Here is a 24,939-nt window from a genome sequence, read left to right as displayed (position 1 = left end):
CAGCCCGCCCGCGTCGAGGAGCCCCGATCTCCTCCCCGGTGCCGGACACCACGGCATGAGTCGAAATGCCCTTACGGGACGGCCCGGACCGGAGGAGATTTGGATCGGAGGCCATCTGGCGACCGCATACCCTTCCGGAGGTGATTCACGTGCCGCACATACTGACCGTCACGATGAATCCCACGCTGGACATCCACTCGACCGTCCCGCGCTTGCTGCCGAGCTCCAAGATGCGTTGTGGCCATCCGCGTTACGACCCCGGTGGGGGTGGTATCAACGTCGCTCGCGCGGCGACGCGGCTCGGCGTCACCGCCACCGCGGTCTTCACGAGCGGCGGGTACACGGGGCAGCGGGTGGAGTCGCTGCTCGCCGCCGACCCCCTCGAGGCATGCCCGGTACCGGTGGCCGAACCCACCCGTGAGTCACTGGTGATCGTCGACGAGCACAGCGGCGAGTGCTACCGGTTCGTGCTGCCCGGTCCCCACCTGGAGGCCGACGAGGAGCTGCGGTGCCTGAAGGTCATCTACGAGAATGCCTCGGCGGCCTCGATGCTGGTGGTCAGCGGCAGCCTCCCGCCGGGGTGTTCACCGGGTTTCTTCGGCGCGGTGTCGCGAATCGCCGCTCATCACGGGTGCCTCCTCGTCGTCGACACCAACGGCGCCGCGCTGCCCTGGGTGACCGGCGCCTTTCTCGTCAAACCCAGTGTGCGGGAACTGCGCGACCTGACCGGCGCCCCACTACCCGATCGTGCCGCGCAGGTCGCGGCCGCCCGGGACCTGATCCGTCACCACATCAGTGAGGTCGTCGTGGTGTCGCTGGGCGCGCAGGGCGCGCTGGTGGTGACCGCCGACGAGGATCACGATGTCGCCGGGGTTCCGGTGCCGGCAGGCGTGGGGACCGGGGTGGGTTCGGGCGACAGCATGGTCGCCGCCATCGCGGTCGCCCTCACGCGGGGATGGCCGATCGTCGACGCCGTCCGCTACGGCACCGCGGCCGGTGCCGCGGCGATGCTCACCCCGGGTACCGAGCCGTGCCGGGCACAGGATGTCGATCGGCTGTACGGGCAGACATCCCCGGTGTCGTCGGCGTGACCACGGGGCGGGCGACTAGGAGTCCCCGAGCCGTTCGTGGATCACCGCGTCGACGAGCAGGCGCCGTTCGGCTCGAGCGACGTGCAGCCGTGTCGCGGCGACGGCGTCGGGGTTCACCGACACCGAGGTGATCCCCATCTTCACGAGCAGTTCCGCGAATGCCGGGTTGGTCGACGGAGCCTGCCCGCACAGCGATGAGGTGATCCCGCAGCGGCGGGCCGTCGAGATGATCTGGGCGATGGCGTCGAGGACCGCCGGGTCACTCCCGTCGAACAGTTCGGCGCACGATTCGGAGTCACGGTCGACGCCGAGCATCAGCTGGGTGAGGTCGTTGCTGCCGATCGACACCCCGTCGATGCCCGAGTCGACGTACTCCGGCAGCCAATAGATCACCGAGGGGACCTCGGCCATCACCCAGCGATGCAGCCCGCGGTGATCACCGAGAGGGCTCTCGTCGATCAGCTCCAGGCAGCGTTCGAGTTCCCAGCGGGTCCGCACGAAAGGCAGCATCAGATGCAGGTTCGGGTGGCTCTCGCGTGCCCGTGCGAGCGCCTCGAGCTCGAGCCGGAAGACCTCCGGCTCACGGACGTATCGGTAACAGCCGCGGAAGCCGATCATCGGATTGCGTTCCTCCGGCTCGAACTCCGCACCACCGTCGAGGCCACGGAACTCGTTGCTGCGCAGATCGGTCGTCCGGTACACCACCGGCCGGGAACCGAAGGGTCCGGCGATGGAGGACAACGTGTCCGCCATCGCCGAGACGAAGGCGTCCGACTCGCCGGCGGCGATGACCGCCCGCGGATGACGGCCCGACAGCGCCTCGGTCAGCATGAACTCGGCGCGCAGCAGGCCCACGCCGTCGACGTCGGTCGCCCCGACCTCCGCGGCATGCGTGGCGGAGGCCAGGTTCACGTAGATCTTGGTCCCGGTGATCACATCCGAACGCGGTTGCGGCGCCGAGGCTTCCGTCGTCCGCGCGACAGTGGGCCGCGCCGTCCGGCCGGCGGTGACCTCACCGGAGCCGCCGTCGACGGTCACCGTCGCACCCTGCTGCAGATCGGTTGTCCCGGTGCGTGTTCCCACGATGCACGGCACGCCGACCTCACGGGCGACGATGGCGGCGTGACAGGTGATGCCACCCCGATCGGTCACCACCGCCGACGCGCGCCGGATGGTCGGCAACCAGTCGGGGTCGGTCATCGGGGCCACCAGCACCTCGCCGTCCACGAGCTGGTGCCCGTCGCGCGGTGAGTGCAGGATGCGGACCTGTCCGGTGGCGATCCCGGGGGCGGCCGCGAGGCCGTGCACCAGCACCTTCGCGCGGGGTGGCGCCACCGACCCCTGCGTATCGGCGCGGCCCGTCGTGGTCTGCTCATCGGACAGCGTGGTGATGGGCCGCGACTGGACGATCCAGATGTGACCCTCGGGATCGACGGCCCATTCCATGTCCTGCGGGCGGCCGTAGTGTTGTTCGGCCTGCAACGCCATCCGCGCGATGGCCTGCACGGTGGCCGGTTCGATGACCGGCTCGGACCGACCGGGCGCCACCGGTTCACGGCGATCATGGCCGTCGTCACCGCGCACGATCCGGAACTCCTGGTTGCCCAGACTGGTCTGCAATATCGAACAGTCCGTTCTCGACACCAGGAAGGTGTCGGGGGTGACCGCGCCGGAGACCACGGCCTCGCCGAGTCCTTCGACGGCCTCGACGACCAGATGATCGAGGTTCCCGGTGACCGGGTCGGCGGTGAAGACGATGCCCGCGGTCGCCGACGCCACCATCTTCTGCACGACGACAGCCATCAGGGGCTCGGAGGTCAGGCCCTTCTCCGCGCGATAGGTGATCACGCGGGGTGAGAACAGCGATGCCCAGCACCGCACGATCGCGACCAGCAGATCGTCCGGACCGCCGATGTTGGTGAACGTGGCGTTCATCCCCGCGAAGGAGGCGTCCTTGCCGTCCTCGCCGATCGCCGACGACCGCACCGCCACGTTGACGTCGGAGCCGCCGCCGGCCAGCCGCCGGTATGCGGCGAGCGCCTCGGCGGAGATCTGCGGCGCGATACCGGCCTTGGTCACCATCTCCGCCATCCGGTTGCTCAGGTCGGCCATGCGTGCGTCGTCGCCGACGGCCGACAGCGCCTCCCGATGGGTGGCGAGCAACTCGGCGCGAACCCCGCCGTGTTCCATCGAGACCGCGAACGATTCCGCGGTCAGCGCGAATCCGTCCGGCACCGGGAGTCCCGCGGTGACGAGTTCGCCCAGGTTCGCGCCTTTGCCCCCCACCAGTGACAACTGATCGAATCCGAGCTCCGAGAAGGTCAGCACGTGCGTCATATACCCACGATGGTCTTTCGTCGGGCCTTCCCCTAGTGACCAACGGCGACGGCGGAAGTGACCAAAGTCCATGTCTTCGCTTCGACGAGGCCGACACCAGGTGTGTCCGACGTTCGTCTCCCGGCCGGAGGCCATTCGGCACTTGAGCCGCGGCGGGTCGGCGGGGTCGAATGACGGTGACGGAACCGTCCGACGGAAGCCGGGGAATCATGGTGACCTTCCGAGACTCGACTCGCACCTGAGATGGCCACTCCGCATCCCGCACCGTGGCCGCGCGCGCTGATCGCCTTCGGGCGATGCTTCGCCGAGGTCGTGCGGTCCCTGATCGGGCGGCGACTCCACCAGCCGCTGCCGAACCTCGGGCGCGTCGTCGCCTTCGCCGACGGGACCACCGCCACGGTCTACCGCGAGACGCGTCGCGACAACCATCCGGTCACCGAGCCGGTCTGCCTCGTCGTCTGCTTCCGGTTGCGGTGGGTCGACGGCAACCGGCTGGCGCATCGGGTCTTCCGGGTGGAGAGCGTGTGCAACACCATCCTGTTCGCGGGCTTCGACGGATTCGTGTCGAAGCTGTGGATGACCGCCGACGGCGACAATCGTTACCGCGGCATCTACGACTGGGACGGGTACGACAGCGCCGTCGACTACGTCAGCGCCCTGTGGTGGCCGCTGATGGTGGTCGCCGAACAGGATTCGATCCACTATCACGTGGTCGGCGACCGGACGCGGGATTCACTCCTCGCCGGTGGCGGCCCCGTCCCGGATCAGCGAGAGTGGTGGCGACCGGTGAGGCGGGGCGGATGAGGCGTCGGCTCAGCCGGCGTCGAGAATCTCCCGGGCCCACCGATCCACGTCGTCCCAGTCACGGGCGTCACCGTATTTCCCACCCATGAGCCGGAACAGGATCCGGCCGAATCCCGGCCAGTCACCCCGCGCTATGGCACCGGCGAACGCACGATGGGATCGCAGGGCCCCGCTCGCCTCGATCGCGGCGACCGCGCGCGGTAGCGGAGTGCGTGGACGCAGGAAGCGTGCGATCCGCGGTGACAGGAAGGTCGAGGTCGCACCGACCGAGGAGACCGAGAACGCCCACACCGGGCTTCCGGAGTCCTTCGCCACCGACTCGGCGACCTGCTCGGCTTCCGGCAGCCACTGCCCGTTGTGAATGGCGCTGCCGATCACGAGCCGGTCGGCCCGGTCCGGGCTCCGGTCGCTCTGCAGCGGCCAGAGCTCCACCGAGTCCCCGCCGTTCCGCAACCCGTCGGCGATCCGTTGTGCGATTCCCTCGGTGGCTCCATGAGCGCTCCCGTACGCGACGACGGTGTGCATGTCGAAACCCCGATCTCTCAGCTGGACGACGCCGTCATGGTATCCCCGTTCACCCGCGCTCCGGGCCCACACCGGCCCGCTCGGTCAAGAGGTCGGGTAGATGTCCTTCGACCCTCCTGCCGGGGGCGCGCCCGAGCGTTCAATGGTGGTGTCCCCATTCACTCGCGACGACGGAGGACCATCATGGCCACACCAACACACCACACGACCCGCTCCCTCCTGCCCGACATCGCCGACCTCTTCTCGACCATCCCCGCCGTCGGGATGCTCCGCCCCAGCGGCCACCTGATCCGGGTGGAGGAGGAGCTCGCCGACGACAAGTACGTCGTGCGCGCCGAACTCCCCGGCATCGATCCCGCCAAGGACATCAACGTGACCATCCTCAACGGGATCATGACGATCACCGCGCAGCGCACCGAACGCAGCAGCCACGACGGCCGCTCCGAGTTCTCCTACGGTGAGTTCACCCGGTCGATGTCCCTGCCGAAGGGCTTCGTCGAGGACGACGTGAAGGCCGGCTACCGCGACGGGATACTCACCGTCACGGTGCCGCTGACCGCACCGAGCAACCCCGGAAAGCAGATCAAGATCGAAAGCTCCTGAGACACTTGATCACTCGCATGCGCCTGCCGGCCAAACCCTCGGCCGAGGCGCTCCTGCTGGCGGCGACCGTCACCGCGTTCGTCGTCGGCGGGGCGTTCTGGGTGGCGGGGTCGGACCGGCCCGCTGACTGGCTGTGGATCGCCGGCACCGTCACCGCGCTCATCCCGTCGCTGTGGTGGGTCGTCGCCGGCCTCCGGCGCCAGAACTTCGGGGTCGACATCATCGCGTCCCTCGCCCTCGCCGGGACGCTGATCGTCGGCGAATACGCGGCCGGAGCGCTGATCGGCGTGATGCTCGCGACCGGCCGGCTGCTCGACGCGTCCGCCTCCCGGCGCGCACGCAAGGATCTCAGCGCCCTCATCGACCGGTCCCCGTCCCTCGCCCGCCGCCGCGACGGTGACCAGATCACGGTCATCGCCGTCGACGACGTGCGGGCCGGTGACGTCCTGTCGGTGGGCAACGGCGAGATCGTTCCCGCCGACGGGTGGCTGCACGACGACGCGGTGCTCGACGAGTCCGTCCTCACCGGCGAACCTCTCCCGCGGACCCGCGCACGAGGAGACGGGGTCCGCTCCGGCGCGGTCAACGCCGGCGGCACCTTCGAGCTGACCGCACGTTCGGTCGCCGCGGAGAGCACCTTCGCCGGGATCGTGCGAATGGCGGGGGACGCCGCGGCCGACCGCGCGCCGGTCGTCCGGATCGCCGACCGTCTCGCCGTCTGGTTCGTTCCGCTCGCGCTGGGCGTCGCGGGCATCAGCTGGCTGGTCAGCGGTTCGATGACCCGGGCGGTGGCCGTCCTCGTCGTGGCCACGCCGTGTCCCCTGCTGCTGGCCGCGCCGATCGCGATCGTGGCCGGCCTGTCGCGGGCCTCCCGGATGGGCGTCATCATCCGCGACGGCGGAGCACTGGAGAGCCTCGGGCGCGCCCATACGCTGATGGTCGACAAGACCGGCACCCTCACCACGGGCCGGCCGGAGCAGGTCGCGGTGACCGCGGCCCCCGGCGACGACCCCGTCGAACTCCTCCGGCTGGCCGCGTCGCTGGAACAGCTGTCGCCGCACGTCTTCGCGACCGCCATCGTCGGCGAGGCGAACCGTCGCGGTCTCGAACTGACCGTCCCGACCGCGGTGCAGGAAAGTGCGGGACGGGGCGTCTCGGGCCTGGTCGACGGCCGCGCCGTCGAGGTGGGCGCGCGGAGCACCCCGGACGGCGACTGGGCGCGGGCCGTCGCGCGCGGCAGCGAACTCGACGGTGCCGCCGTCGCCTGGATCGAGGTCGACGGCCGGCCGTCCGGTGCCATCGCGATGAGCGACCCCATCCGCCCGGACGCGCCGCGGACACTACGCCGCCTCCGCAGCGCCGGGATCGAGCGGATCGTGCTGCTCACCGGCGACCATCCGGCCACCGCCGTGGAGATCGGCACCCTGCTCGGCATCGACGAGGTGTTCCCCGACCAGAGTCCCGCCGACAAGGTCGCCCACGTCCGGGAGGAACGGTCGGCGGCGTCCACGGTGATGGTCGGCGACGGGGTCAACGACGCCCCGGCACTGGCCGGCGCGACCGTGGGGGTCGCGCTGGGCGCGCGCGGGTCGACTGCCAGTGCGGCGGCCGCCGACGTCATCCTCACCACCGACAGCATCGAGCCGCTCGCCACCGCGATGGAGATCGCCCGCCGTTCCCGCCGCATCGCGCTCCAGAGCGCCGGGGTCGGGATGGGTCTGTCCCTCGCCGCGATGATCGTGGCGGCGTTCGGATTCCTGCCGCCCACCGCGGGTGCCCTGCTCCAGGAGGGCATCGACGTCGCGGTCATCCTCAACGCGCTGCGCGCGCTCCGGGCACCGCAGACCGACATCAAGATCGACCAGTCGACCGATGTGCTGCTGCACCGGTTCGCCGCCGAACACGATGCGCTGCGGGAGAAACTCGTACTGCTGACGATCACCGCCCAACGGCTCGTCGACCTGTACTCCGCACACCATCCCGAGACCACCGACGAGGCGGCCGAGCTCAACGGGTTACGCGAGGTCGACGACCTGCTGACGACCACGATCCTGCCCCACGAGCATGCCGAGGAGGACTTGCTCTACCCGGCACTGGCCAAACCCCTGGGCAGCAGCGAAGCCACGGTGACCATGAGTCGCATGCACGCCGAGATCGACCGCCTGGGCCGCCGGGTGCATGCTCATCGTCTGCGCGCGGATCGATACGGCCGCGTGACCGACGACCAGCGCATCGACGTCATCGCGACCCTGTACGGACTGCATGCGCTGCTGCGTCTCCACTTCTCGCAGGAGGAGCAGACCTACTTCGCGCTGGCCAGCACGTCGCCGGCCGATCCCGTGACCGGCGAGACGACGAGTCCCTGATCGCTGCTCAGGGCTCGTGGTGCGTCACCATCACCGGACACGACGCGACCTGCAGGACCGCCCGGCTCGTCGACCCGAGGAGCAGCCCCCGGAAGCCACCACGACCCCGCGTCCCGACGACCACCAGTTGCGCCGACTCCGCGGCGTCGACGAGCTCGTCCGCCGGTGACCCGATCTCCACGCGGCGTTCGATCTGCACGTCCGGGTAGTCCTCGGGATATCCGGCCAGCTGTTCGCCCAGCAGTTCCATGGCCTCGTCGCGAAGCTGACGGATGATCTGCTCTTCCTGGCGGCCGTAGAAGGCCGCACCGGAGAAACCGCCGAACGCGTGCACCGCGAGCAACGACGTCTGCAACAGGTCGGCCTGACGGAAGGCATGCTCGATCGCGGCGGTCGACGTCGACGAACCGTCGACGCCGACGACGACCGGCCCCGTCGTGGGCGGTTCGCCACCGACGACCACCACCGGACATTCGGCGTGCGCGGCGGCGTCGGCGCTGACCGAACCCAGCAACAGGCCCCGGACGCCGCCGAGCCCTCGACGCCCCACGACGAGCTGGTGCGCCTCGCTGGACGCGTGCCGCAGGGCGAGCATCGGTGAGCCGCCGACGATCTTGCCGTCGACGGACACGTCCGGGTCGACCTCCTTCGCCAGGGCCATCGCCGCGTCGACGGCACGAGATGCCTCGGCCTGCATGGCCTCGACCACCGCCGGCGAGGTCATCATCACCATCGGCGCATAGGCCCCCGGCACCATTCCCACCGCGGACAGCACCCGCAGGTGCCGCTTCTCGCGCCCGGCGGCACCCACCGCCCACCGGACCGCGGCCAGCGCACACTCGGAGCCGTCGACGGCGACGACGATCGGTGCGGACGGGTCGGTTCCTGCATCTGCCATCTTCATCTCCTCCGTAGAACCGTCTGGACGATGAGGACGATCATCGCCACCGCGGTGCCGGCCATACCCACGACGAGCACGACGCGGACGATCGTCGACCACGGGAAGGTGCTGTCCCCGAAGTCGAATGGGAAAACCTGCCAGAGCCGGATCAGGGCGACCAGTCCGAGCGCGTCGATGACCAGATCACCGAGGGCCTTGATCGCCGGCGGGTCGGCGACGACGTAGATCGCATTGGCGACCACCCCGGCGATCAGCCCGGCGACCACCCAGCCGAGGACCTGACGGAAATCATCGGTGAGGAAGGGAAGCACGTCCCACCCGGGCACCCCGAGAATCGCAACCAGCAGAACGGAGTTCACGACGATGCTCACCGAGTAGCCGACCCGCCGGCGCACGGCGTCCGGCCGGTGGTGCGACAAAGACTCCGAGGTGGTCACGGTCAGCCCTTCCTCTCCGGCACCTCTCATCGTCGCCGTGGCGCCGATACCGACACCGTAGTCGAAGGTCACCGGTGTCGGGCCGAAAGTCCTGGACCGGCGCGGGTTCCCTCAGCCGCTGACGAGGATCCAGATGAGAAACCCGACCCAGGCGATGGTGCCGAGGATGTTGACGCCGAGCGCCGTCATCAGCAGGGCATCGCGGCGACCCTCCGCCCGGCTGATGCCGATGACGGTCAGTGCCATGCCGACGATGGTGCCGAGACAGATCGGGAACCCGAGGATGCCCACGATCAGTCCCGCCAGGCCGTAGGTGTCGACACCCGACGAGGACGCCGCAACCGGCTGTGCCCCAGCGAGTTCCATCGGACGATAGCCGGGCTGCGGGGGCGGATACGGCGGCTGGGATGGCGCGTGGACCGGCTGCGGCGGCGCGACCGGTGGGGCCGCGGACACCCCGGCCGGCGCGCGGTGAAGCTGCGCCCACTGCTCGGGGCGGAGATCGGCCGGACCGATCGCGCCGAAGACGACGCCGGGTTGGCCGACGACCCCGGGACGCAGATCGAATCCGTGCAGTACGCCCGCCGCCGGGGCGTCGACCGTCAGCCGGCCGGACGCCGATTCGAGCGTCGCGAGCGGTTCGCCGGCCCGCACCATCTGGCCGGTGCGGGCGAGGACGCCGCTGATCACCGTGCCGGGCGGCAGTGTGGGGAAGGCGATCCGGCGTGCCGAGGCGTCCACCGCGGTCGCCGACGGCCGGTCGTTCGGACGCGGCTCGTACGGCTGGGCCCGGTGCTGTCGGGCCGCGACCTTCTCCGTCTCGGCGCCGGGCACGACGTTGGTCGAGCGCAGCAGGCCGCCCTGGGCGACGACGACCTTCGGGTCGCCGATCCGGGCGACGCGTCCCACCGACGACAAGGCCGACTGCAGCATCGGGATGCTGCTGGTGCCGCCGGTGACGTAGACGATGACCGGTCCCTTGGGGCCGGTGCCGGCGGCGTCGGCGCGGGCGATGGCGTCTCGGGTGAGTTCGACCGCCCGCTCCACGAACGGCGCGATCATCGACTCGAACTCGCGGCGGGTCAGCAACAGCGTGTGCCGGGTGCCGGGCAGTTCGATGACGGCCTGCGCGGTGTCGGACAGGGCTTCCTTGGCCGAGCGGACGTGATCGGCCAGCGCGATGGCGGCGGCCGGGGCGCGAAGCCGGGCCGGGAGTTCGGGGTCGAGTTCGGCCGCTTCCTCGAGAACCCAGCGCGTCATGCGGGCGTCGAGATCGCGGCCACCGAGGTTGTTGTCGCCGCCGGACCCGGTGACCGTGAAGCCGTCGGCCCCGGCGCGGATGAGGACGGCGACGTCACAGGTGCCTGCACCGAAGTCGAAGACGCACATGCGCTCGTCGCCGGTGACGTCGTGGCCGCGGTAGACGTAATACCAAGCGGCAGCGAGGGATTCGGAGGCGATACGCAGACGGTCAGCGGAGATGCCGGCGCGCTCGGCGGCGCGTCGGAGCACACCCTTGCGTCGTTCGCTCCACTTGTCGGGATGGGTCAGGATGATCGAGTCGAAAGCCGCGAGACCACTGTGGCGCAGCGCGGTCCGGTGTACGTGACGCAGCACGGCGCCGATGAGGTCCTCGATCGGCCAGAACCGGTCGCCGAGTTCGATCTCGCCCTCGTCGATCCGCGACTTCGGGGAGTCCTCGTAGGCGTCCGGGGCCTGCACCCGGCGCAGCGCGGCGTCGTGTCCGACCACGATCCCGCCGTCGCCGGCGAAGACCGCCGACGGCATGGCCGGGCCGCCCGGGCCCAGCGGCACGATGACCGGCTCGGCCAGCCCGACGCGGTATGCGGCCGCAGTGTTGCTGGTACCGAAGTCGATACAGAGTCGCCTGCGGCTCTCCTGTGTCACCTGAACACCTCCCGCCATCCGCCCCGGGGCACATCGTTGCACACGAAACCGGCGTTCATCCGGTGGGCGCCCGGAGAACTCGGGCGATCGACTTGCGGACGTTGTCGACGGCCACGATCTGGTTGCGCAGATCGGCGGCCGTCTTCTCCCGCTCGGCGGCCGACTTCTTGGCCTCGACCGCGGCGTCGTTGATGATCTTCGTCGACTCGGCCAGGAGTCGTTCGAGCAGTTCGTCGTAGGCGATCTGCAGGTCGGCGCTCGCCTCGGATTTGATCGACTGCAGCTGAGACCGCACGTCGGCCTTCATGTCGTTGACCGCCTTGGTCAGCCACTTGCGGTGGTTCTCCTTACCGACCTTCGACGCCCGGAACCCCACCACCACACCCGCCCACACGGGCACGGCCACCACGTTGATAACCGGGATGATGGCCAGCGGGCCGCCGGCGGCCACGATCGACAACAGCACCGGGTCGACCATGTTCTTCCAGGGCGAGATCTTCTCCTGCTCACGCAGCTTGAGGTCGGCGACGTTGCCGGAGATCCGGTCGACGAGTTCACCGGAGATGGTGGCATCGGCGAAGAGGGTGTCGGCGATGCGCTCGATCGCGGCGACGAAGAACGCGCTCACCTCGCGTGCGGCGGCCTCGAGGTCGACGGTCATCTGCCCGATCAGTTCCTGTCCGGCGCGGTGCGGCTCGTAGAAGCGCAGCTTGTCGATCCGCGTCGACCACTGGCCGAGCAGTTTGTCGAAGCGGTCGCGCATCAGGTCGTCGGTCTGCAACGACGCGGCGGTGATGTCCTGATTCAGCCGTGCGCGCCACTCGCGTCGTCGATCCTTGAGTCGCTGCAGGCGATCCCGTTCGGCTTCGATGTCGGCGCGTTCGGCGGGGGTCGCGGTGGCGGCCTTCATCTCCAGGACGAGGCGCTTGCGGACGTCGTCGAGTCCGGCGAAGGTCAGTTGCAGCGCATTGCGTTCCGGCGACGCGGCGCCCTCGGCCACCAGCGGTGTGAGGGCGTCGACGAGCTCGCCGATGCCCGACGCCGCGAGGGCGCGTGCGCGGCGGTCGGGGTCGGTGATGGCGGCCGCCTGTTCGGCGATGCGGTTGGAGATACCGATGATCGGGATGTGCGCGAAGCGAGGTGCGTTGGCGCCGATGAGTTTTCGGTTCTCGGCGACGATGGTGCGCCACTGCCGCATCACCACGTCGATCTTGGTGACCACCAGGACCACCGAGGCGACCTCCTCGCTGACGCTGCCGAGGAAGGCGAGTTCGGGGGCCGACAGCGGTGCGGTGGCGTCGCACACCATCACGAGCACCGACGCGCCGCGGGCCGCGCTGACCGCCGCTTCGACGTGTTCGGGGACCAGCGACCCGACGCCCGGGGTGTCGACGATGGTGACGCCCGGCAGCAGCGCGGAGTCGACGGCCACGCGGGCCGAGACCGGCGGCACGAGAACGGAATCGACCGCGGCGTCGGGGGCGAGGCGTTCGGCGGGGACGCCCGCCGCGTACCGGCCGCCGACGGTGACCCACGCAGCGAGGTCGGCGACCGGGATGCGGTGTGCCGCACCGGGAAACTCGACGAGTGCCGAACCGACCGGCAGATCCTCGGTCGCGGGGGTGAACCGGACGTAGACCGAGGTGGTGATCTCGGTGTCGACCGGCGCCAGTCCGCTCACGCCGACGAGGCTGTTGACCAGCGAGCTCTTGCCCCGGCTGACCTCGCCGATCACCACGACGGTCCCCTGCGGGGCGGGCCGGTCCTTCACGCGCAGAGCACGGTCGGCGATGGCATCCTCGCCGTGTTTGCGCAGCATGTCCACGGCCGTCCGCAGCACGGCGTCGGGGGTGGGAGCGGCGGGCTTCGCGGGTGTCTTCTCCAGACTCATCGGGCCACTCCTCGTCTCACTGCCGGCCGGCTCAATGGGTCCACCGTCCGCGGCGCACCAGCTGATAGGTCTGTTCGAGTACCAGCAACGCCTCCCGTTCGGCCGACGTCGCGGCGAAGGCACGGCGGGTGCGGCAGTCGGTGGCGCGTTCCCGCGCGGCGTCGGCGATCTGGGGCGGTGCGGCATTCGGCGGCAGCGACAACAGCACGCGCACATCGCGACTCGCGACGACCAGGTTCAGCTCGCCGATCAGCTCGCTGTCCGGTTGCCAGCGCGCGAGCGCCTCGAGCGCGGCGACCTCGCGCACCCGGTGCAGCTCGGGAGCGGTCTCGGCCTCCTCGATCGCCTCCAGGAAGGCATCGCGGCGTGCGCTGCGGTACGCCGCCTCGCGCAGTTCGGCCAGCACCGTGCGGGCCTTGAGGATGTCGCCGACCGCGAGGAAGCGCCGGCCGATCGCGAGGCGGAGTTCGTCGATACCCGAGACCCGGTGCAGCCATTCACAATACGCACGCGCACCCTGGCCGGCGACGTCGGCGCCGGCGTCCATCGCATACGTTCCGACCAGTTCCTCCAGCCGGCCGAGCAGGTCGACGTCGAGACCCGGTGGCGGCGGGGCCGCGCCGTCGAGGATGCTGAGCAGCTCCCACGATTCGAGAGCTCCTCGGCGGGAGATCTGCGCGGTCTCACGTTCGGTCACCCCACAGACCCCGGCCTCGGCCATGAGTCCCGACACCGCGACCACCGCACCCGCGATCGCCGGGAACCGCCGCCAGACCCGTCGGGCGATCTCCTGGGCCTTGAGCATCGGGTTGTCGGCGGCGATGAGGTCGGCGTGCGAGATCACCAGGATCGTGTTCTGCGCCGACGCCCCGGCGTCGGAGAGGAACGCCACCTCGTCGGACTTGGGGCCCGCAGCGTCGTCGAGCAGGAACAGGATGACGTCGGGTCGCGGGAGGCGGCTCTCCCCGGAGAACACCCGGCGGGTGGCGATCTCGGCGGTGTCGGTGAACCCGGACAGACCCGGGGTGTCGATGACCCGGAACCGTTCGCGGAGCAGGCGTGACGGGGTGTGGACGACTGCGTGGTCGATGTCGTCGGGACGCCGGCCCAGATCGCCGCGCATGGTTCCGGGGATCTCGGTGACGGTGCCGTCGAGGCCGACGACCTCGACGCGCTGTGGGTTGCCCTCGGTGTAGAGGGCGGCGACCTTGGTGCACTCGGCGCGGTCGGTGGGCGCGACGCGGTCGCCGACGAGCGCGTTCAGCAGCGTCGACTTGCCGGCGCTGACGCGTCCCACGAGCGCGACGGTGAGCGGGTTCGCCAGCTGCGCACGCAGGGAACCGATCACCGTGGCGTCGGGCGCGAGCGGGGTGACCTCGTCGAGCAACTGCTCCACGCGTCCCCGCACGGTCATGCGTTGCTCCACGCGATCGGTCCTCCAGTTCACGGACATTGCCTCGTGATAGTCCACCGTGTCGTCGCCACCGGGAACATTCCCGCGTCGCCGACACTCCTAGTCACGTGACGAGAATTCTCCACCACCGTCGACGCCCTGACAGTCGACCGGATGACGGTATCCGGGCCGGCGTCGTGCGCGTCGCAGATCCGAGCAGGAGCCGACGACGATGACCGACAGCAACACCGGTTGGGACGACCCCTTCGACGGGGACGACTTCGACTCCTGGCTGCGCGAGAGCGATCCGCCGAGTGAGCTGGCCGTACCGGCCGCGACCTGGGATTCCGCGATCGAGACCGCCTTCGACCCGACGCACGAACTGGCCGAGGACCTCACCGCCGCGCCCGGCCCGGACCCACTGTCCGAGGAATCCGACGATTCCCTCTCCGACGACACCGAACTCGCGGGATTCGGCGACGATCTCGGCGGGGACCTCGGTGGGGATCTCGGTGGGGACTTCGAGGACACCTTCGACACCCCGGACGTCTTCAGCAACGACGACGACGGCGGCGGCGAGTCATTCGGGGATACGACTTTCGACGACTCATCCCTCGGTGACGACTTCTGAGGATGGAGACTTCTGGACATGCACTGCCCGAACGTCCCAGGCCATCGACAGGTCTGCGCCCCACGATGAGCGGGTGTGTGCGTTGACCGACGAATCCGAGTCGGGCACAGACCTTCTCGACCGTGCGCGCGCCGGCGACCAGCAGGCTTTCACCGCGCTCGTCGAGCAGCACCGGGATCGGCTGTGGGCCATCTGTTTACGCATCACCGGCAACCAGCACGACGCCGAGGACGCCCTCCAGGACGCATTGGTCGCCGCCTGGCGCGCGATCGGCGGCTTCCGCGGCGACGCGCAGGTGTCGACGTGGCTGTACCGGATCGGGTCGAATGCGGCCCTCGCGCGTATCCGTAAACGATCCGACGCCGACGACATCGACGACCACGACCCGATGAGTTCGGTGGACGTCGCGCAGCAGGTCGTCGTCTCCGACCGTATCCAGGAGGCGTTGACGCAGGTCCCGGACGCCTACCGCGCCACGTTCGTGCTGCGGGTCTACGGCGAGCTGAGCTACTCGGAGATCGCCGAGGCCCAGGGCATCGGTTTGCAGACCGTACGCAGCCGGATCTCGCGGGCACGGTCGATCCTCGCGGAGTTGCTCGCGGATCTTCGGTAGGGGGTCATCTGATCGGATGATCGACGACAAGTCGACTCCTCCCAGGGAACAAACTCCGCCCGGTCCATCTCCAAGTAACCAGAGCACGAAAAACCGCAACCCACACCATCCCTGGAAGGAAACACCATGAGCACCGAGATCCCCGAAGACGCAGTACTCGTCGACACCGACGGCGACGGCACCATCGACGCCGCACTGGCCGACGTCGACGGCGACGGCACCACCGACGCCGTCCTCGACACCGACGGTGACGGTCAGGCCGACTCCATCGCCTACGACACCGACTCCGACGGCGAGATCGACGTCATCGAGGCCGACACCGACGGCGACGGCTACACCGACCTCGCGGTCGCCGACACCGATGGCGACGGCACCTTCGACACCGCCGTCGACGACGAGGGCAATGTCGAGGTAGGCGACTTCGGCAGCGTCGACGGCGGCGACGCGGTCTGATCTGACGAGTCCACTCGCACGCCGAATCCCGGTCGCACATCGCGACCGGGATTTCGCTGTGAGTACGGGTGGCCGGAACCCATGTCCGATTCGTCATACTGTCCGGTGTGCGAGCTGACCTGATCCCCCTGGCCGAAAACGATCGCGGAAGCATCGGATCGCTGGAATTCGCCATCCCGGTGTGGGCGACCGCCACCGCCCTGGTGCTGGTGCTGATCGTGGCCTGGTTCTTCGGTTCCGTCGCGAAATGGCTGCTGCGTCACCGGGCACGACTGAACACCACCACCTGCATGGTGCTGTCGATCCTCGGTACGGCCGTCGGACTGTTCATCGCCGGGGCGATCGACCATCGCATGAACGTGTGGCACCCCGTCACCATCGTGCTGGGATTGGCGAGTTCGATCGTGGCGGTCGGCGCCTACGCGATGGTCGCGGCACGGCTGCAGACCCCGACCGGCATCCCGGTCGCCGAACTGCTCGCATCCGGGGAATCCGAGCGGGTCGAGTTCAAGTCGACCGCCCGCGTGAACCTGCACACCAAGCAGCGGGACGTCGCGATGGAGACGGTGATCGTGAAGACGGTGGCCGCATTCCTCAACTCCGACGGCGGGAACCTGCTGATCGGAGTCGACGACGACGGCACTCCCCTGGGCCTCGACGCCGACTTCACGACGCTCCGCCACCCCGACGCCGACCGGTTCGAATTGTTTCTGCGGGACCTGCTGACCGCCACGCTGGGTCAGAGCACCGCCGCGGAGGTGGGCATCTCGTTCGAGCAGGTCGCGCGACCCGCCGGCGACGCCGAAACCTCCGCGAGCCCGACCGAGGTCCTGGTGTGCCGGGTGGAGTGCACTCCGTCGCCGAGGCCGGTGTACCTGCGCGGCATGAAGAACAACGCGCTACCCGAGTTCTGGGTGCGGGCCGGCAACTCGAGCCGGCAGCTGAGCGTCGACCAGGCCGCCGAATACGTCATGCACCGCTGGCCGCTCGGCGCCGGTCGTGCGCTGGCCGCCCAGGTTCGGGCGGCGGTGCGGTTCTCGTCGGTCTGAGACCGTTCCGCCGAGCCAGTAGCGCGAAAACTCGTCCATCTGAGGCACTTCGAAGGGCAATCTGCCCTTGCCTGACCGCCAGATGGACGCGAATTCCCCAACTCCGGAAACCGATCGACCTCCGCATGCGTCCAAGTCGTCATGACCTCGGATTCTGGCGTGTACACGCTCAAGGAACTGGCGACGATGGACTGGTCGCCCGACGACATCACGCGCGCTCGACGATCGGGAACGCTGATCCCGGTGGCTCACGGGTGGGTACGGTCAGCGACCGCCGACCCCCGAGTGGTCGCAGCGGTGGCGGCGGGGGGCGCGTTGTCGTGCGTCGGCGCGCTGCGCTTTCACCAGACGCACGGATCGAGCGAGATCTGGGTTCCACCCGGGTACACCGAGACCCATGTCCGTCTGAGTAAGCACATGAAGGGCAGACCTCGTCCCAGCGGACCCTTCCGATGGTGTCAGGGCTACGGCCAACCACTACCGGTGGTCACCGCGGTCGACTCGATCCCGCTCGCACTCGGTTGCGCGGCACGATGTCTCACTGCCGAGGAGTGGGTTGCGACCGTCGACTCCGTCCTCAACTCGACCGACTGGACCATCCCCGACATCCAGGCCGAGATGGGTCGCGTGGCCAGGGCGGTGATGGCCATGTTCGGTCGGTGCGATGCCCGCTCCCAATCCGGAACCGAATCGATCGCCCGGTTGCGCCTGATCGCGGCCGGTTTCGAGGTAGAGGTCCAACCCGGCATCGGCACACATGAACACGCGGACCTCCGCATCGGAGCACTGCTGATCGAATGCGACGGCAGGGCCTACCACTCGGATGTGGAGACCTTTCGCAACGACCGCCGCCGCGACCGCATGACGATGATCGACCGATGGTTGACGATGCGGTTGACCTACGACGACGTTCTCTACAACTGGGACGGGGTACTCGAGGATGTTCGGGCCGTCACCCGAAGCGACCGGCACCGCATCAGGCGGGACAACGACCCTCGCCGTCGGGGAAACGCGTCCATCTGAGCGCCACCGAGGGGCAATATGCCCTTGGATCGCGCTCAGATGGACGATTTTCCGGCCGATTCACCCACCACGACAAACGAGGACCGAAACCGTCCTCGATTCCTGGGATTGTTGTCTCAGACCGCACGACCCAGGACAGCAGGAGGAAGCATGAACTGGACACTCGAAGTCGTCACCCTGCCCGTCACGGACGTCGACCGCACCAAGGAGTTCTACGAGTCGATCGGATTCAACCCCGATGAAGACCACACCGTGAGCGAGGAGATCCGCTTCGTCCAGATGACCCCTCCCGGTTCGAACTGCTCGATCGCCTTCGGCAAGGGCCTGACCGACAAGGCGCCCGGGTCCACCGGCCCGATCATCATCTGCGTCACCGACATCGACGCCGCCCGCGAACAGCTGCTCGCCGCCGGCGTCGACGCCAGTGACGTCGACGTGCAACCGTGGGGTCATTTCGTGTACTTCACCGACCCCGACGGGAATCAGTGGTCGGCGCAGTACCTGCCGTATCGCGACAACTGAACGCAGCACCACCGAGGGTCGCGGCTACGGTGGGATATGCGATCCCCCATCGACGACTATCTCCACGAGGTTCTCCGCGACTGCCGCGATGACGACGCCGGGGACGTCATGTCCGGAAACCGCGAACTCGAGCGGGCGGACCCGTCGTCCTTCGGGATCGCTCTGGCCACCGTCGACGGAACCGTCTACACCGCGGGCGACGCCGACCACGAGTTCTCCATGCAGTCGATCGCGAAACTGCCCGCTTACGCACTAGCGCTGCGGGACCGGGGGCTCGACGGCGTCCTCGACCGCGTCGACACCGAACCGTCCGGCGACGCCTTCAACGAGATCTCGCTCGAAGCCGAGACCGGACGACCCCGCAACGCCCTCATCAACGCCGGTGCCATCGCCGTTCACGGGATGCTCGACGGCGACGGCGCCACCGAACGGGTCGATCGCATCGTCGACCTGATGGGCACGCTCGCCGGGCGAGAACTGTCCGTGGACAGGGAGGTTCACTCCGCCGAACTCGCCTCCGACGACCACAACACAGCACTGGCGTATCTGCTGCGTTCCGCGGGCAAGCTCGACTACGAACCCGACGAGGTCGTCGACGGCTACGCCGCACAGTGCGCGATCAAGGTCAGCTGCCGCGATCTCGCCGTCATGGGATCGGTCCTCGCCAACGGCGGACTGTCGACCAGCGACGACGAACGCCTCCTCGACGGCTGGATCACCCGGCACCTGCTGTCGGTGATGGCCACCTGCGGCATGTACGACGGCAGCGGCAGCTGGATGGCGACGGTCGGGATACCCGCGAAAAGCGGTGTGAGCGGGGCGATCCTGGGTGTACTGCCGGGCCAGGTCGGGGTTGCGGTGTGGTCGCCGCGGCTCGACGAGCAGGGCAACAGCGTGCGTGGCGTCGCCGTCTTCGAAAGACTTTCCCGCGACATGGAATTGCACATGATGCACGTGGCACCGTCGGGCATGCCCGCGCTTCGGTCGGTACACGAACGCGACGGTGCGACCGTCGTCGAACTCCAGGGCGACGTCCGCTTCGCAGGCGCGGAGATCGTCGCAAGCCGTGCGTGCGAGGGTTTTTCGACCGACGAGGTGATCCTCGACCTCACCCATGTCCGCGTGATGGACGACGCCGCACGGGGACTGCTGCGCGAGGTGGCCCGGCGCCTCGGCGACGACCACGACGTCCACATCGAGGACCCGAACGAGCTCATGGAATCCGGCCCCGACGACCGGGACACCGACCGGCCCCGCGCCTGAAACTCCCCGGAGAACCCCGTTCCCGGCATCCGCCCGACCCTAGACTGGGCGGATGTCGAGACGAAAATTCCGCTGGCCGTGGGTCGCGACCCTCGCCGCGATCGCCTTGTTCTTCGGTGTGACACCGTCGGCGGTTCTGGCCGCACCGGCCGCCCGCCCACCGGTGGTCGTTTCGTCGTCCTCGGTCGCGACCGAATGTGCGGGCAAGCCCATCCGGGTCGCCGCCCGCTGGTACTTCCCGCCCGGCCGGCCCACGGCACTCGTCTGGTTGCAGCACGGCTTCTCCCGGACCGCGGCCAACCTCGACGCCGTGGCTCGCGCCTACGCCGACGCCGGTTTCCTCGTGGTGAGCCCGACGCTGGACTCGATCAACCTCGGCGGGTGCGCCGTCGCCTTCAACATCGCCGACAATGCGGCGTTCGCCCGGACCATCGGCGGGGTGTTCGGGTCGGGCGGGGAAGCCGGCAGCCCGCTCGCGACGAGCCTCATCCGAGCACGAGAAGCCGCCCACCGTCCCGATGTGACGATGCCGTACCGGATGGTCTTCGCGGGCCACTCGGCCGGCGGCGAATTCGTCGTCGTGGCAGCCGACGCACTCCGACGCGCGGACCCGGTCGCCTTCCGGCGCCTCGCCGGGCTGATGCTGTTCGACCCCGTCAACTCCTTCTTCGGTGGTCACTTCGCCTCTGCCGCAGAGGCTCTCGGCGCCGACCGGCTCCCCATCCGGGTGATCGCATCGCAGCCGTCGGTGTCCAACTCCTTCGGGTCCGGGGTCGCCGTCCTCGAGCGGACGACGCGGCAGGAGTTTCTCGGCTCGCGGCTGGTCACCGGCATCCACATCGACGCCGAGGGCGACTCCACCGACCTGATCGGCGAACTGTCAGAGGTCGGCACGCCGCGACCCCGCAACGGTCGGGTCATCCGCGCATTGGCCACCGGATGGTCGTCGGACATGGTCACCGACTCGGTGACCGCGACCTACTATCCGGGTGGCGATTACTACGACCTGTTGCTCGCGACACGCACCGTCACCACACTCCCCGTGCGCTGAGGCTCGAAGACAAGCGAAAAGCCCTCGCACTCAACGAGTGCGAGGGCTTTTCAGCTCAGTACGGCTTACCGGTATTCGTTGGAGAAACCGTAGTCGTCCAGCGGCACCGCAGCGCCGGCCGGAGCACCGAAGGTGCCGTCCGGGCTGTAGTAGGTGTCGTCGTACGACGGCACCGCGTAGGCCGCGGCACGTGCCTCTTCGGTCGGCTGAACCTGGATGTTGCGGTAGCGGTTGATGCCGGTACCGGCCGGGATCAGCTTACCGATGATCACGTTCTCCTTGAGACCGATCAGCTTGTCGCTGCGGCTGTTGATCGCCGCGTCGGTCAGGACACGCGTGGTCTCCTGGAACGACGCCGCCGACAGCCACGACTCGGTCGCGAGCGAGGCCTTGGTGATACCCATGAGCACCGGACGTCCGGCTGCGGGCTCGCCACCCTCGGTGACCACCTGACGGTTGGCCGCCTCGAACTCGGCACGCTCGACGAGCGAACCGGGCAGGAACTCGGTCGCACCATGATCGATGATCGTCACGCGACGCAGCATCTGACGGACGATCGTCTCGATGTGCTTGTCGTGGATCGACACACCCTGGCTGCGGTAGACCTCCTGGACCTCGTTGACCAGGTGGATCTGCACCTGACGGGGACCCATGACACGCAGGACCTCGTGCGGATTGGCCGAGCCCTCCATGAGCTGCTGGCCGACCTCGACGTGGTCGCCGTCGGCGAGGAGCCGCTCGGAACCGTCGTCGTGCTTGAACACGCGCAGACGCTGACGCTTCGAGATCTTGTCGATGACGACCTCTTCGGAACCGTCGTCCGGGATGATCGTGATCTTGTAGAAGCGGTCGTCGTCCTCGAGACGCACCCGGCCGGAGACCTCCGCGATCGGCGCGACGCCCTTGGGGACGCGGGCCTCGAAGAGCTCCTGGACACGCGGCAGACCACCGGTGATGTCGTCACCGACGCCACCCTGGTGGAACGTACGCATCGTCAGCTGGGTACCGGGCTCACCGATCGACTGGGCCGCGATGATACCCACGGCCTCACCGATGTCGACGAGCTTGCCGGTGGCCATCGAACGGCCGTAGCAGTGCGCACACACACCGGTGCCGGTGGCACAGGTGAGGACCGAACGGACCTTGACCTGCGCGATGCCGGCAGCGAGGAGAGCCTCGATGGCCGGGTCGCCGAGGTCGTGGCCGCGCTCGACGACGACGTTGCCGTCGGCGTCGACCGCGTCGGCGGCCAGGGTGCGTGCGTAGGCCGAGGTCTCGACATGCGCGTCGCGGATGATCGAGCCGTCGGGCTGCTTCTCACCCAGCGGCACGTTGATGCCGCGCTCGGTGCCACAGTCGGTCTCGCGAACGATGACGTCCTGCGACACGTCGACCAGACGACGCGTCAGGTAGCCCGAGTCGGCGGTACGGAGAGCCGTGTCCGCCAGACCCTTACGGGCACCGTGCGTGTTGATGAAGTACTCGGCGACGGTCAGGCCCTCGCGGAACGAGGACTTGATCGGACGCGGGATGAACTCACCCTTCGGGTTGGTCACCAGACCCTTCATGCCCGACAGGTTACGAACCTGCGTCAGGTTACCGGTGGCACCCGACTTCGGGATCATGATGATTGGGTTGTCTTCGGGGTAGAAGTCCTCCATGGCCTTACCGACTTCTTCGGTGGCCTGCTTCCAGATCTCCACCAGTGCGTCGCGACGCTCGTCCGGCGTGAGGGCACCGCGCTGGAACTTGCGCTCCAAGCCGTCGGCACGCTCCTCGTAACGGTCGAGGATCTCCGCCTTCTGCGGCGGCACGAGCACGTCGGCCATCGACACGGTGACGCCCGAACGGGTGGCCCAGTAGAAGCCGACGTCCTTGAGCTTGTCGACGGTCTGGGCGACCACGATCATCGGGTAGCGCTCGGCGAGATCGTTGATGATCGCGGCCTGACGCTTCTTCGGCATCTGCTCGTCGACGAACGGGTACTCGATCGGCAGCAGCTCGTTGAAGAGCACGCGGCCCAGCGTGGTGATGGTGGTCCACGGCTGACCGAAACGCCATCCCTCGGGGAACAGCTCGGCCTCGACCTCGGCCGGCGGACGCTGCCCGGTCAGGCGCACCTTGATGCGCGACTGCACGGTGAGCTGTCCACGGTCGACGGCCATGATGGCCTCGGCGGGGCTCGAGTAGACACCGCGCTCGACGTCGTCGGCGGTTGCCGGGGTGTACTCGCCTGCCGCGCCCTCCTTGAGGGAGGTCAGGAAGTACAGACCGGTCACCATGTCCAGACGCGGCATGGCGAGCGGGCGGCCCGATGCCGGCGACAGGATGTTGTTCGACGACAGCATCAGGATGCGGGCCTCGGCCTGCGCCTCCGCGCTCAGCGGGAGGTGCACGGCCATCTGGTCACCGTCGAAGTCGGCGTTGAAGGCCTCACACACCAGCGGGTGCAGCTGGATGGCCTTGCCCTCCACCAGCTGCGGCTCGAAGGCCTGGATGCCGAGACGGTGCAGCGTCGGTGCACGGTTCAGCAGCACCGGGTGCTCGGAGATGACCTCTTCGAGGACGTCCCACACCGCGGGGCGCTGACGCTCGACCATGCGCTTGGCCGACTTGATGTTCTGGGCCTGGTTCAGGTCGACCAGACGCTTCATCACGAACGGCTTGAACAGCTCGAGAGCCATCAGCTTCGGCAGACCACACTGGTGCAGCTTGAGCTGAGGACCGACGACGATGACCGAACGGCCCGAGTAGTCGACGCGCTTGCCGAGCAGGTTCTGACGGAAACGACCCTGCTTGCCCTTGAGCAGATCGCTCAGGGACTTCAGCGGGCGGTTGCCCGGTCCGGTGACCGGACGGCCACGACGACCGTTGTCGAACAGGGCGTCGACCGACTCCTGCAGCATCCGCTTCTCGTTGTTCACGATGATCTCGGGAGCACCGAGGTCGATCAGACGCTTGAGGCGGTTGTTGCGGTTGATGACGCGGCGGTACAGATCGTTCAGGTCGGAGGTCGCGAAGCGGCCACCGTCGAGCTGAACCATCGGACGCAGCTCCGGCGGGATCACCGGCACGGCGTCGAGGACCATGCCCAGCGGCGAGTTGCCCGACTGCTGGAACGCGGCGACGACCTTGAGGCGCTTGAGAGCACGAAGCTTCTTCTGGCCCTTGCCGCTGCGGATGGTCTCGCGCAGGGACTCGGCCTCGGCGTCGATGTCGAAGGTCTCGAGGAGCTTCTTGATCGCCTCGGCACCCATCGAACCCTGGAAGTACTCGCCGTAGCGCTCTTCGAGCTGGCGGTAGAGCTTCTCGTCGATGATGAGGTCGCCCGGGGAGAGCTTGACGAACTTGTCCCAGATCTCCTCGAGACCGTCGAGCTCACGCTGCGCGGAGTCGCGCATACGACGCATCTCGCGCTCGGCGCCGTCGCGCACCTTGCGGCGCACGTCGGCCTTGGCGCCCTCGGCCTCGAGCTCGGCGAGATCCTGCTCGAGCTTCTGCTGACGCTCGTTCAGGTCGGCGTCGCGCTGATCGGCGACGGCCTTCTTCTCGACCTCCATCTCGGCTTCGAGCGTGGAGAGCTCGTTGTGACGGAGTTCGTCGTCGACCGCGGTGATGACGTACGCGGCGAAGTAGATGATCTTCTCGAGATCCTTCGGCGCCAGGTCGAGCAGGTAGCCCAGGCGGCTCGGCACACCCTTGAAGTACCAGATGTGCGTGACCGGTGCGGCCAGCTCGATGTGGCCCATGCGCTCACGGCGCACCTTGGCCTTGGTCACCTCGACGCCGCAGCGCTCACAGATGATGCCCTTGAAGCGGACGCGCTTGTACTTGCCGCAGTAGCACTCCCAGTCGCGAGTCGGTCCGAAGATCTTCTCGCAGAACAGGCCGTCCTTCTCGGGCTTCAGCGTGCGGTAGTTGATCGTCTCCGGCTTCTTGACCTCACCGTACGACCAGTTGTGAATATCGTCGGCCGTCGCAAGGCCGATCTTGAGTTCGTCGAAAAAGTTGACGTCGAGCACTTGTTACCTTTCCAGAGCTCTGTTGTCAGTGGGTCGGGCCGCCGGTCGTAGCGAAC

Annotated in this window: 20 protein-coding genes; 12 read left to right on the top strand and 8 right to left on the bottom strand. The window is 68.6% G+C overall.

The window, feature by feature from the left end:
• The first annotated feature begins 149 nt into the window (after positions 1-149).
• Complete coding sequence (locus GOAMI_RS05245; RefSeq protein WP_040004579.1) at positions 150-1,091, top strand: 1-phosphofructokinase family hexose kinase; 942 nt, start codon at positions 150-152, stop codon at positions 1,089-1,091.
• Between the two features lie 15 nt (positions 1,092-1,106).
• Here the strand turns inward: GOAMI_RS05245 and ppsA are convergent, their stop codons facing one another.
• Positions 1,107-3,428, bottom strand: a complete 2,322-nt coding sequence (gene ppsA / locus GOAMI_RS05240; protein WP_006435345.1) for a phosphoenolpyruvate synthase — start codon at positions 3,426-3,428, stop codon at positions 1,107-1,109.
• Between the two features lie 243 nt (positions 3,429-3,671).
• On the opposite strand from ppsA, the gene GOAMI_RS05235 reads away from it, so the two are divergent.
• Entirely contained in the window at positions 3,672-4,232 is a 561-nt protein-coding gene (locus tag GOAMI_RS05235; protein ID WP_006435344.1) for a hypothetical protein, read from the top strand.
• A 9-nt stretch (positions 4,233-4,241) separates the two neighbouring features.
• Here GOAMI_RS05235 and GOAMI_RS05230 read toward each other — a convergent pair whose 3' ends face one another.
• The gene (locus GOAMI_RS05230) at positions 4,242-4,757 is read right to left on the bottom strand and encodes a flavodoxin domain-containing protein (RefSeq protein ID WP_040004578.1); all 516 of its coding nucleotides are present in this window, start codon (positions 4,755-4,757) and stop codon (positions 4,242-4,244) included.
• A 183-nt stretch (positions 4,758-4,940) separates the two neighbouring features.
• Between GOAMI_RS05230 and GOAMI_RS05225 the strand changes: the two genes are divergently transcribed.
• Both GOAMI_RS05225 and GOAMI_RS05220 read left to right on the top strand, forming a co-directional pair.
• Complete coding sequence (locus tag GOAMI_RS05225) at positions 4,941-5,360, top strand: Hsp20/alpha crystallin family protein (RefSeq protein ID WP_006435342.1); 420 nt, start codon at positions 4,941-4,943, stop codon at positions 5,358-5,360.
• A gap of 17 nt (positions 5,361-5,377) precedes the next feature.
• Entirely contained in the window at positions 5,378-7,726 is a 2,349-nt protein-coding gene (locus GOAMI_RS05220; RefSeq protein WP_006435341.1) for a heavy metal translocating P-type ATPase, read from the top strand.
• 7 nt (positions 7,727-7,733) lie between these two features.
• Here the strand turns inward: GOAMI_RS05220 and GOAMI_RS05215 are convergent, their stop codons facing one another.
• Genes GOAMI_RS05215 through GOAMI_RS05195 form a run of 5 tightly spaced genes read right to left on the bottom strand, consistent with a single transcriptional unit; the run spans position 7,734 to position 14,277 of the window.
• Entirely contained in the window at positions 7,734-8,624 is an 891-nt protein-coding gene (locus GOAMI_RS05215; protein WP_006435340.1) for a universal stress protein, read from the bottom strand.
• Between the two features lie 2 nt (positions 8,625-8,626).
• On the bottom strand, positions 8,627-9,136 hold the full coding sequence (locus GOAMI_RS05210) for a hypothetical protein (RefSeq protein WP_006435339.1): 510 nt from the start codon (positions 9,134-9,136) through the stop codon (positions 8,627-8,629).
• Positions 9,137-9,175: 39 nt separating this feature from the next.
• On the bottom strand, positions 9,176-10,972 hold the full coding sequence (locus GOAMI_RS05205) for an Hsp70 family protein (protein WP_006435338.1): 1,797 nt from the start codon (positions 10,970-10,972) through the stop codon (positions 9,176-9,178).
• Between the two features lie 55 nt (positions 10,973-11,027).
• Complete coding sequence (locus GOAMI_RS05200) at positions 11,028-12,863, bottom strand: GTPase (RefSeq protein ID WP_006435337.1); 1,836 nt, start codon at positions 12,861-12,863, stop codon at positions 11,028-11,030.
• A 31-nt stretch (positions 12,864-12,894) separates the two neighbouring features.
• Positions 12,895-14,277 carry a GTPase gene (locus GOAMI_RS05195; protein WP_210737936.1) on the bottom strand — a complete coding sequence of 461 codons (1,383 nt, stop codon included), beginning with the start codon at positions 14,275-14,277 and terminating at the stop codon, positions 12,895-12,897.
• Between the two features lie 211 nt (positions 14,278-14,488).
• Between GOAMI_RS05195 and GOAMI_RS05190 the strand changes: the two genes are divergently transcribed.
• The 8 genes from GOAMI_RS05190 to GOAMI_RS05155 all read left to right on the top strand — a co-directional run bounded on the left by GOAMI_RS05190 (position 14,489) and on the right by GOAMI_RS05155 (position 20,861).
• Positions 14,489-14,887 carry a hypothetical protein gene (locus GOAMI_RS05190; RefSeq protein ID WP_006435335.1) on the top strand — a complete coding sequence of 133 codons (399 nt, stop codon included), beginning with the start codon at positions 14,489-14,491 and terminating at the stop codon, positions 14,885-14,887.
• Positions 14,888-14,960: 73 nt separating this feature from the next.
• Complete coding sequence (locus GOAMI_RS05185; protein ID WP_006435334.1) at positions 14,961-15,500, top strand: RNA polymerase sigma factor; 540 nt, start codon at positions 14,961-14,963, stop codon at positions 15,498-15,500.
• 126 nt (positions 15,501-15,626) lie between these two features.
• Complete coding sequence (locus GOAMI_RS05180) at positions 15,627-15,953, top strand: hypothetical protein (RefSeq protein ID WP_006435333.1); 327 nt, start codon at positions 15,627-15,629, stop codon at positions 15,951-15,953.
• Positions 15,954-16,060: 107 nt separating this feature from the next.
• Positions 16,061-17,002 carry an AlbA family DNA-binding domain-containing protein gene (locus GOAMI_RS05175; protein ID WP_040004576.1) on the top strand — a complete coding sequence of 314 codons (942 nt, stop codon included), beginning with the start codon at positions 16,061-16,063 and terminating at the stop codon, positions 17,000-17,002.
• A gap of 141 nt (positions 17,003-17,143) precedes the next feature.
• A complete protein-coding gene (locus tag GOAMI_RS05170) occupies positions 17,144-18,025 on the top strand; it encodes an endonuclease domain-containing protein (RefSeq protein ID WP_006435331.1) in 882 nt (293 codons plus the stop codon).
• A 150-nt stretch (positions 18,026-18,175) separates the two neighbouring features.
• Positions 18,176-18,547, top strand: a complete 372-nt coding sequence (locus tag GOAMI_RS05165; protein ID WP_006435330.1) for a VOC family protein — start codon at positions 18,176-18,178, stop codon at positions 18,545-18,547.
• A gap of 36 nt (positions 18,548-18,583) precedes the next feature.
• Positions 18,584-19,810 (top strand): glutaminase A, encoded by a 1,227-nt coding sequence (glsA, locus tag GOAMI_RS05160; RefSeq protein WP_006435329.1) that lies wholly within the window; start codon positions 18,584-18,586, stop codon positions 19,808-19,810.
• A 52-nt stretch (positions 19,811-19,862) separates the two neighbouring features.
• Complete coding sequence (locus GOAMI_RS05155) at positions 19,863-20,861, top strand: alpha/beta fold hydrolase (protein WP_006435328.1); 999 nt, start codon at positions 19,863-19,865, stop codon at positions 20,859-20,861.
• Positions 20,862-20,926: 65 nt separating this feature from the next.
• Here GOAMI_RS05155 and GOAMI_RS05150 read toward each other — a convergent pair whose 3' ends face one another.
• Positions 20,927-24,883, bottom strand: a complete 3,957-nt coding sequence (locus GOAMI_RS05150; RefSeq protein WP_006435327.1) for a DNA-directed RNA polymerase subunit beta' — start codon at positions 24,881-24,883, stop codon at positions 20,927-20,929.
• Positions 24,884-24,939: the final 56 nt, after the last annotated feature.

It is taken from the genome of Gordonia amicalis NBRC 100051 = JCM 11271 (assembly GCF_000332995.1).
GTDB lineage: Bacteria > Actinomycetota > Actinomycetes > Mycobacteriales > Mycobacteriaceae > Gordonia > Gordonia amicalis.
The sequence above is the reverse complement of the archived record's forward strand: the minus strand, read 5'-3'. Positions and strand labels throughout refer to the sequence as shown.

Bases quoted from the DNA above. Each gene is read 5' to 3' on its own strand.
- ppsA (WP_006435345.1), bottom strand. From the start codon at position 3,428: ATGACGCACGTGCTGACCTTCTCGGAGCTCGGATTCGATCAGTTGTCA.
- GOAMI_RS05235 (WP_006435344.1), top strand. From the start codon at position 3,672: ATGGCCACTCCGCATCCCGCACCGTGGCCGCGCGCGCTGATCGCCTTC.
- GOAMI_RS05230 (WP_040004578.1), bottom strand. From the start codon at position 4,757: ATGCACACCGTCGTCGCGTACGGGAGCGCTCATGGAGCCACCGAGGGA.
- GOAMI_RS05225 (WP_006435342.1), top strand. From the start codon at position 4,941: ATGGCCACACCAACACACCACACGACCCGCTCCCTCCTGCCCGACATC.
- GOAMI_RS05220 (WP_006435341.1), top strand. From the start codon at position 5,378: ATGCGCCTGCCGGCCAAACCCTCGGCCGAGGCGCTCCTGCTGGCGGCG.
- GOAMI_RS05215 (WP_006435340.1), bottom strand. From the start codon at position 8,624: ATGGCAGATGCAGGAACCGACCCGTCCGCACCGATCGTCGTCGCCGTC.
- GOAMI_RS05200 (WP_006435337.1), bottom strand. From the start codon at position 12,863: ATGAGTCTGGAGAAGACACCCGCGAAGCCCGCCGCTCCCACCCCCGAC.
- GOAMI_RS05195 (WP_210737936.1), bottom strand. From the start codon at position 14,277: ATGACCGTGCGGGGACGCGTGGAGCAGTTGCTCGACGAGGTCACCCCG.
- GOAMI_RS05190 (WP_006435335.1), top strand. From the start codon at position 14,489: ATGACCGACAGCAACACCGGTTGGGACGACCCCTTCGACGGGGACGAC.
- GOAMI_RS05180 (WP_006435333.1), top strand. From the start codon at position 15,627: ATGAGCACCGAGATCCCCGAAGACGCAGTACTCGTCGACACCGACGGC.
- GOAMI_RS05170 (WP_006435331.1), top strand. From the start codon at position 17,144: ATGACCTCGGATTCTGGCGTGTACACGCTCAAGGAACTGGCGACGATG.
- GOAMI_RS05165 (WP_006435330.1), top strand. From the start codon at position 18,176: ATGAACTGGACACTCGAAGTCGTCACCCTGCCCGTCACGGACGTCGAC.
- glsA (WP_006435329.1), top strand. From the start codon at position 18,584: ATGCGATCCCCCATCGACGACTATCTCCACGAGGTTCTCCGCGACTGC.
- GOAMI_RS05155 (WP_006435328.1), top strand. From the start codon at position 19,863: ATGTCGAGACGAAAATTCCGCTGGCCGTGGGTCGCGACCCTCGCCGCG.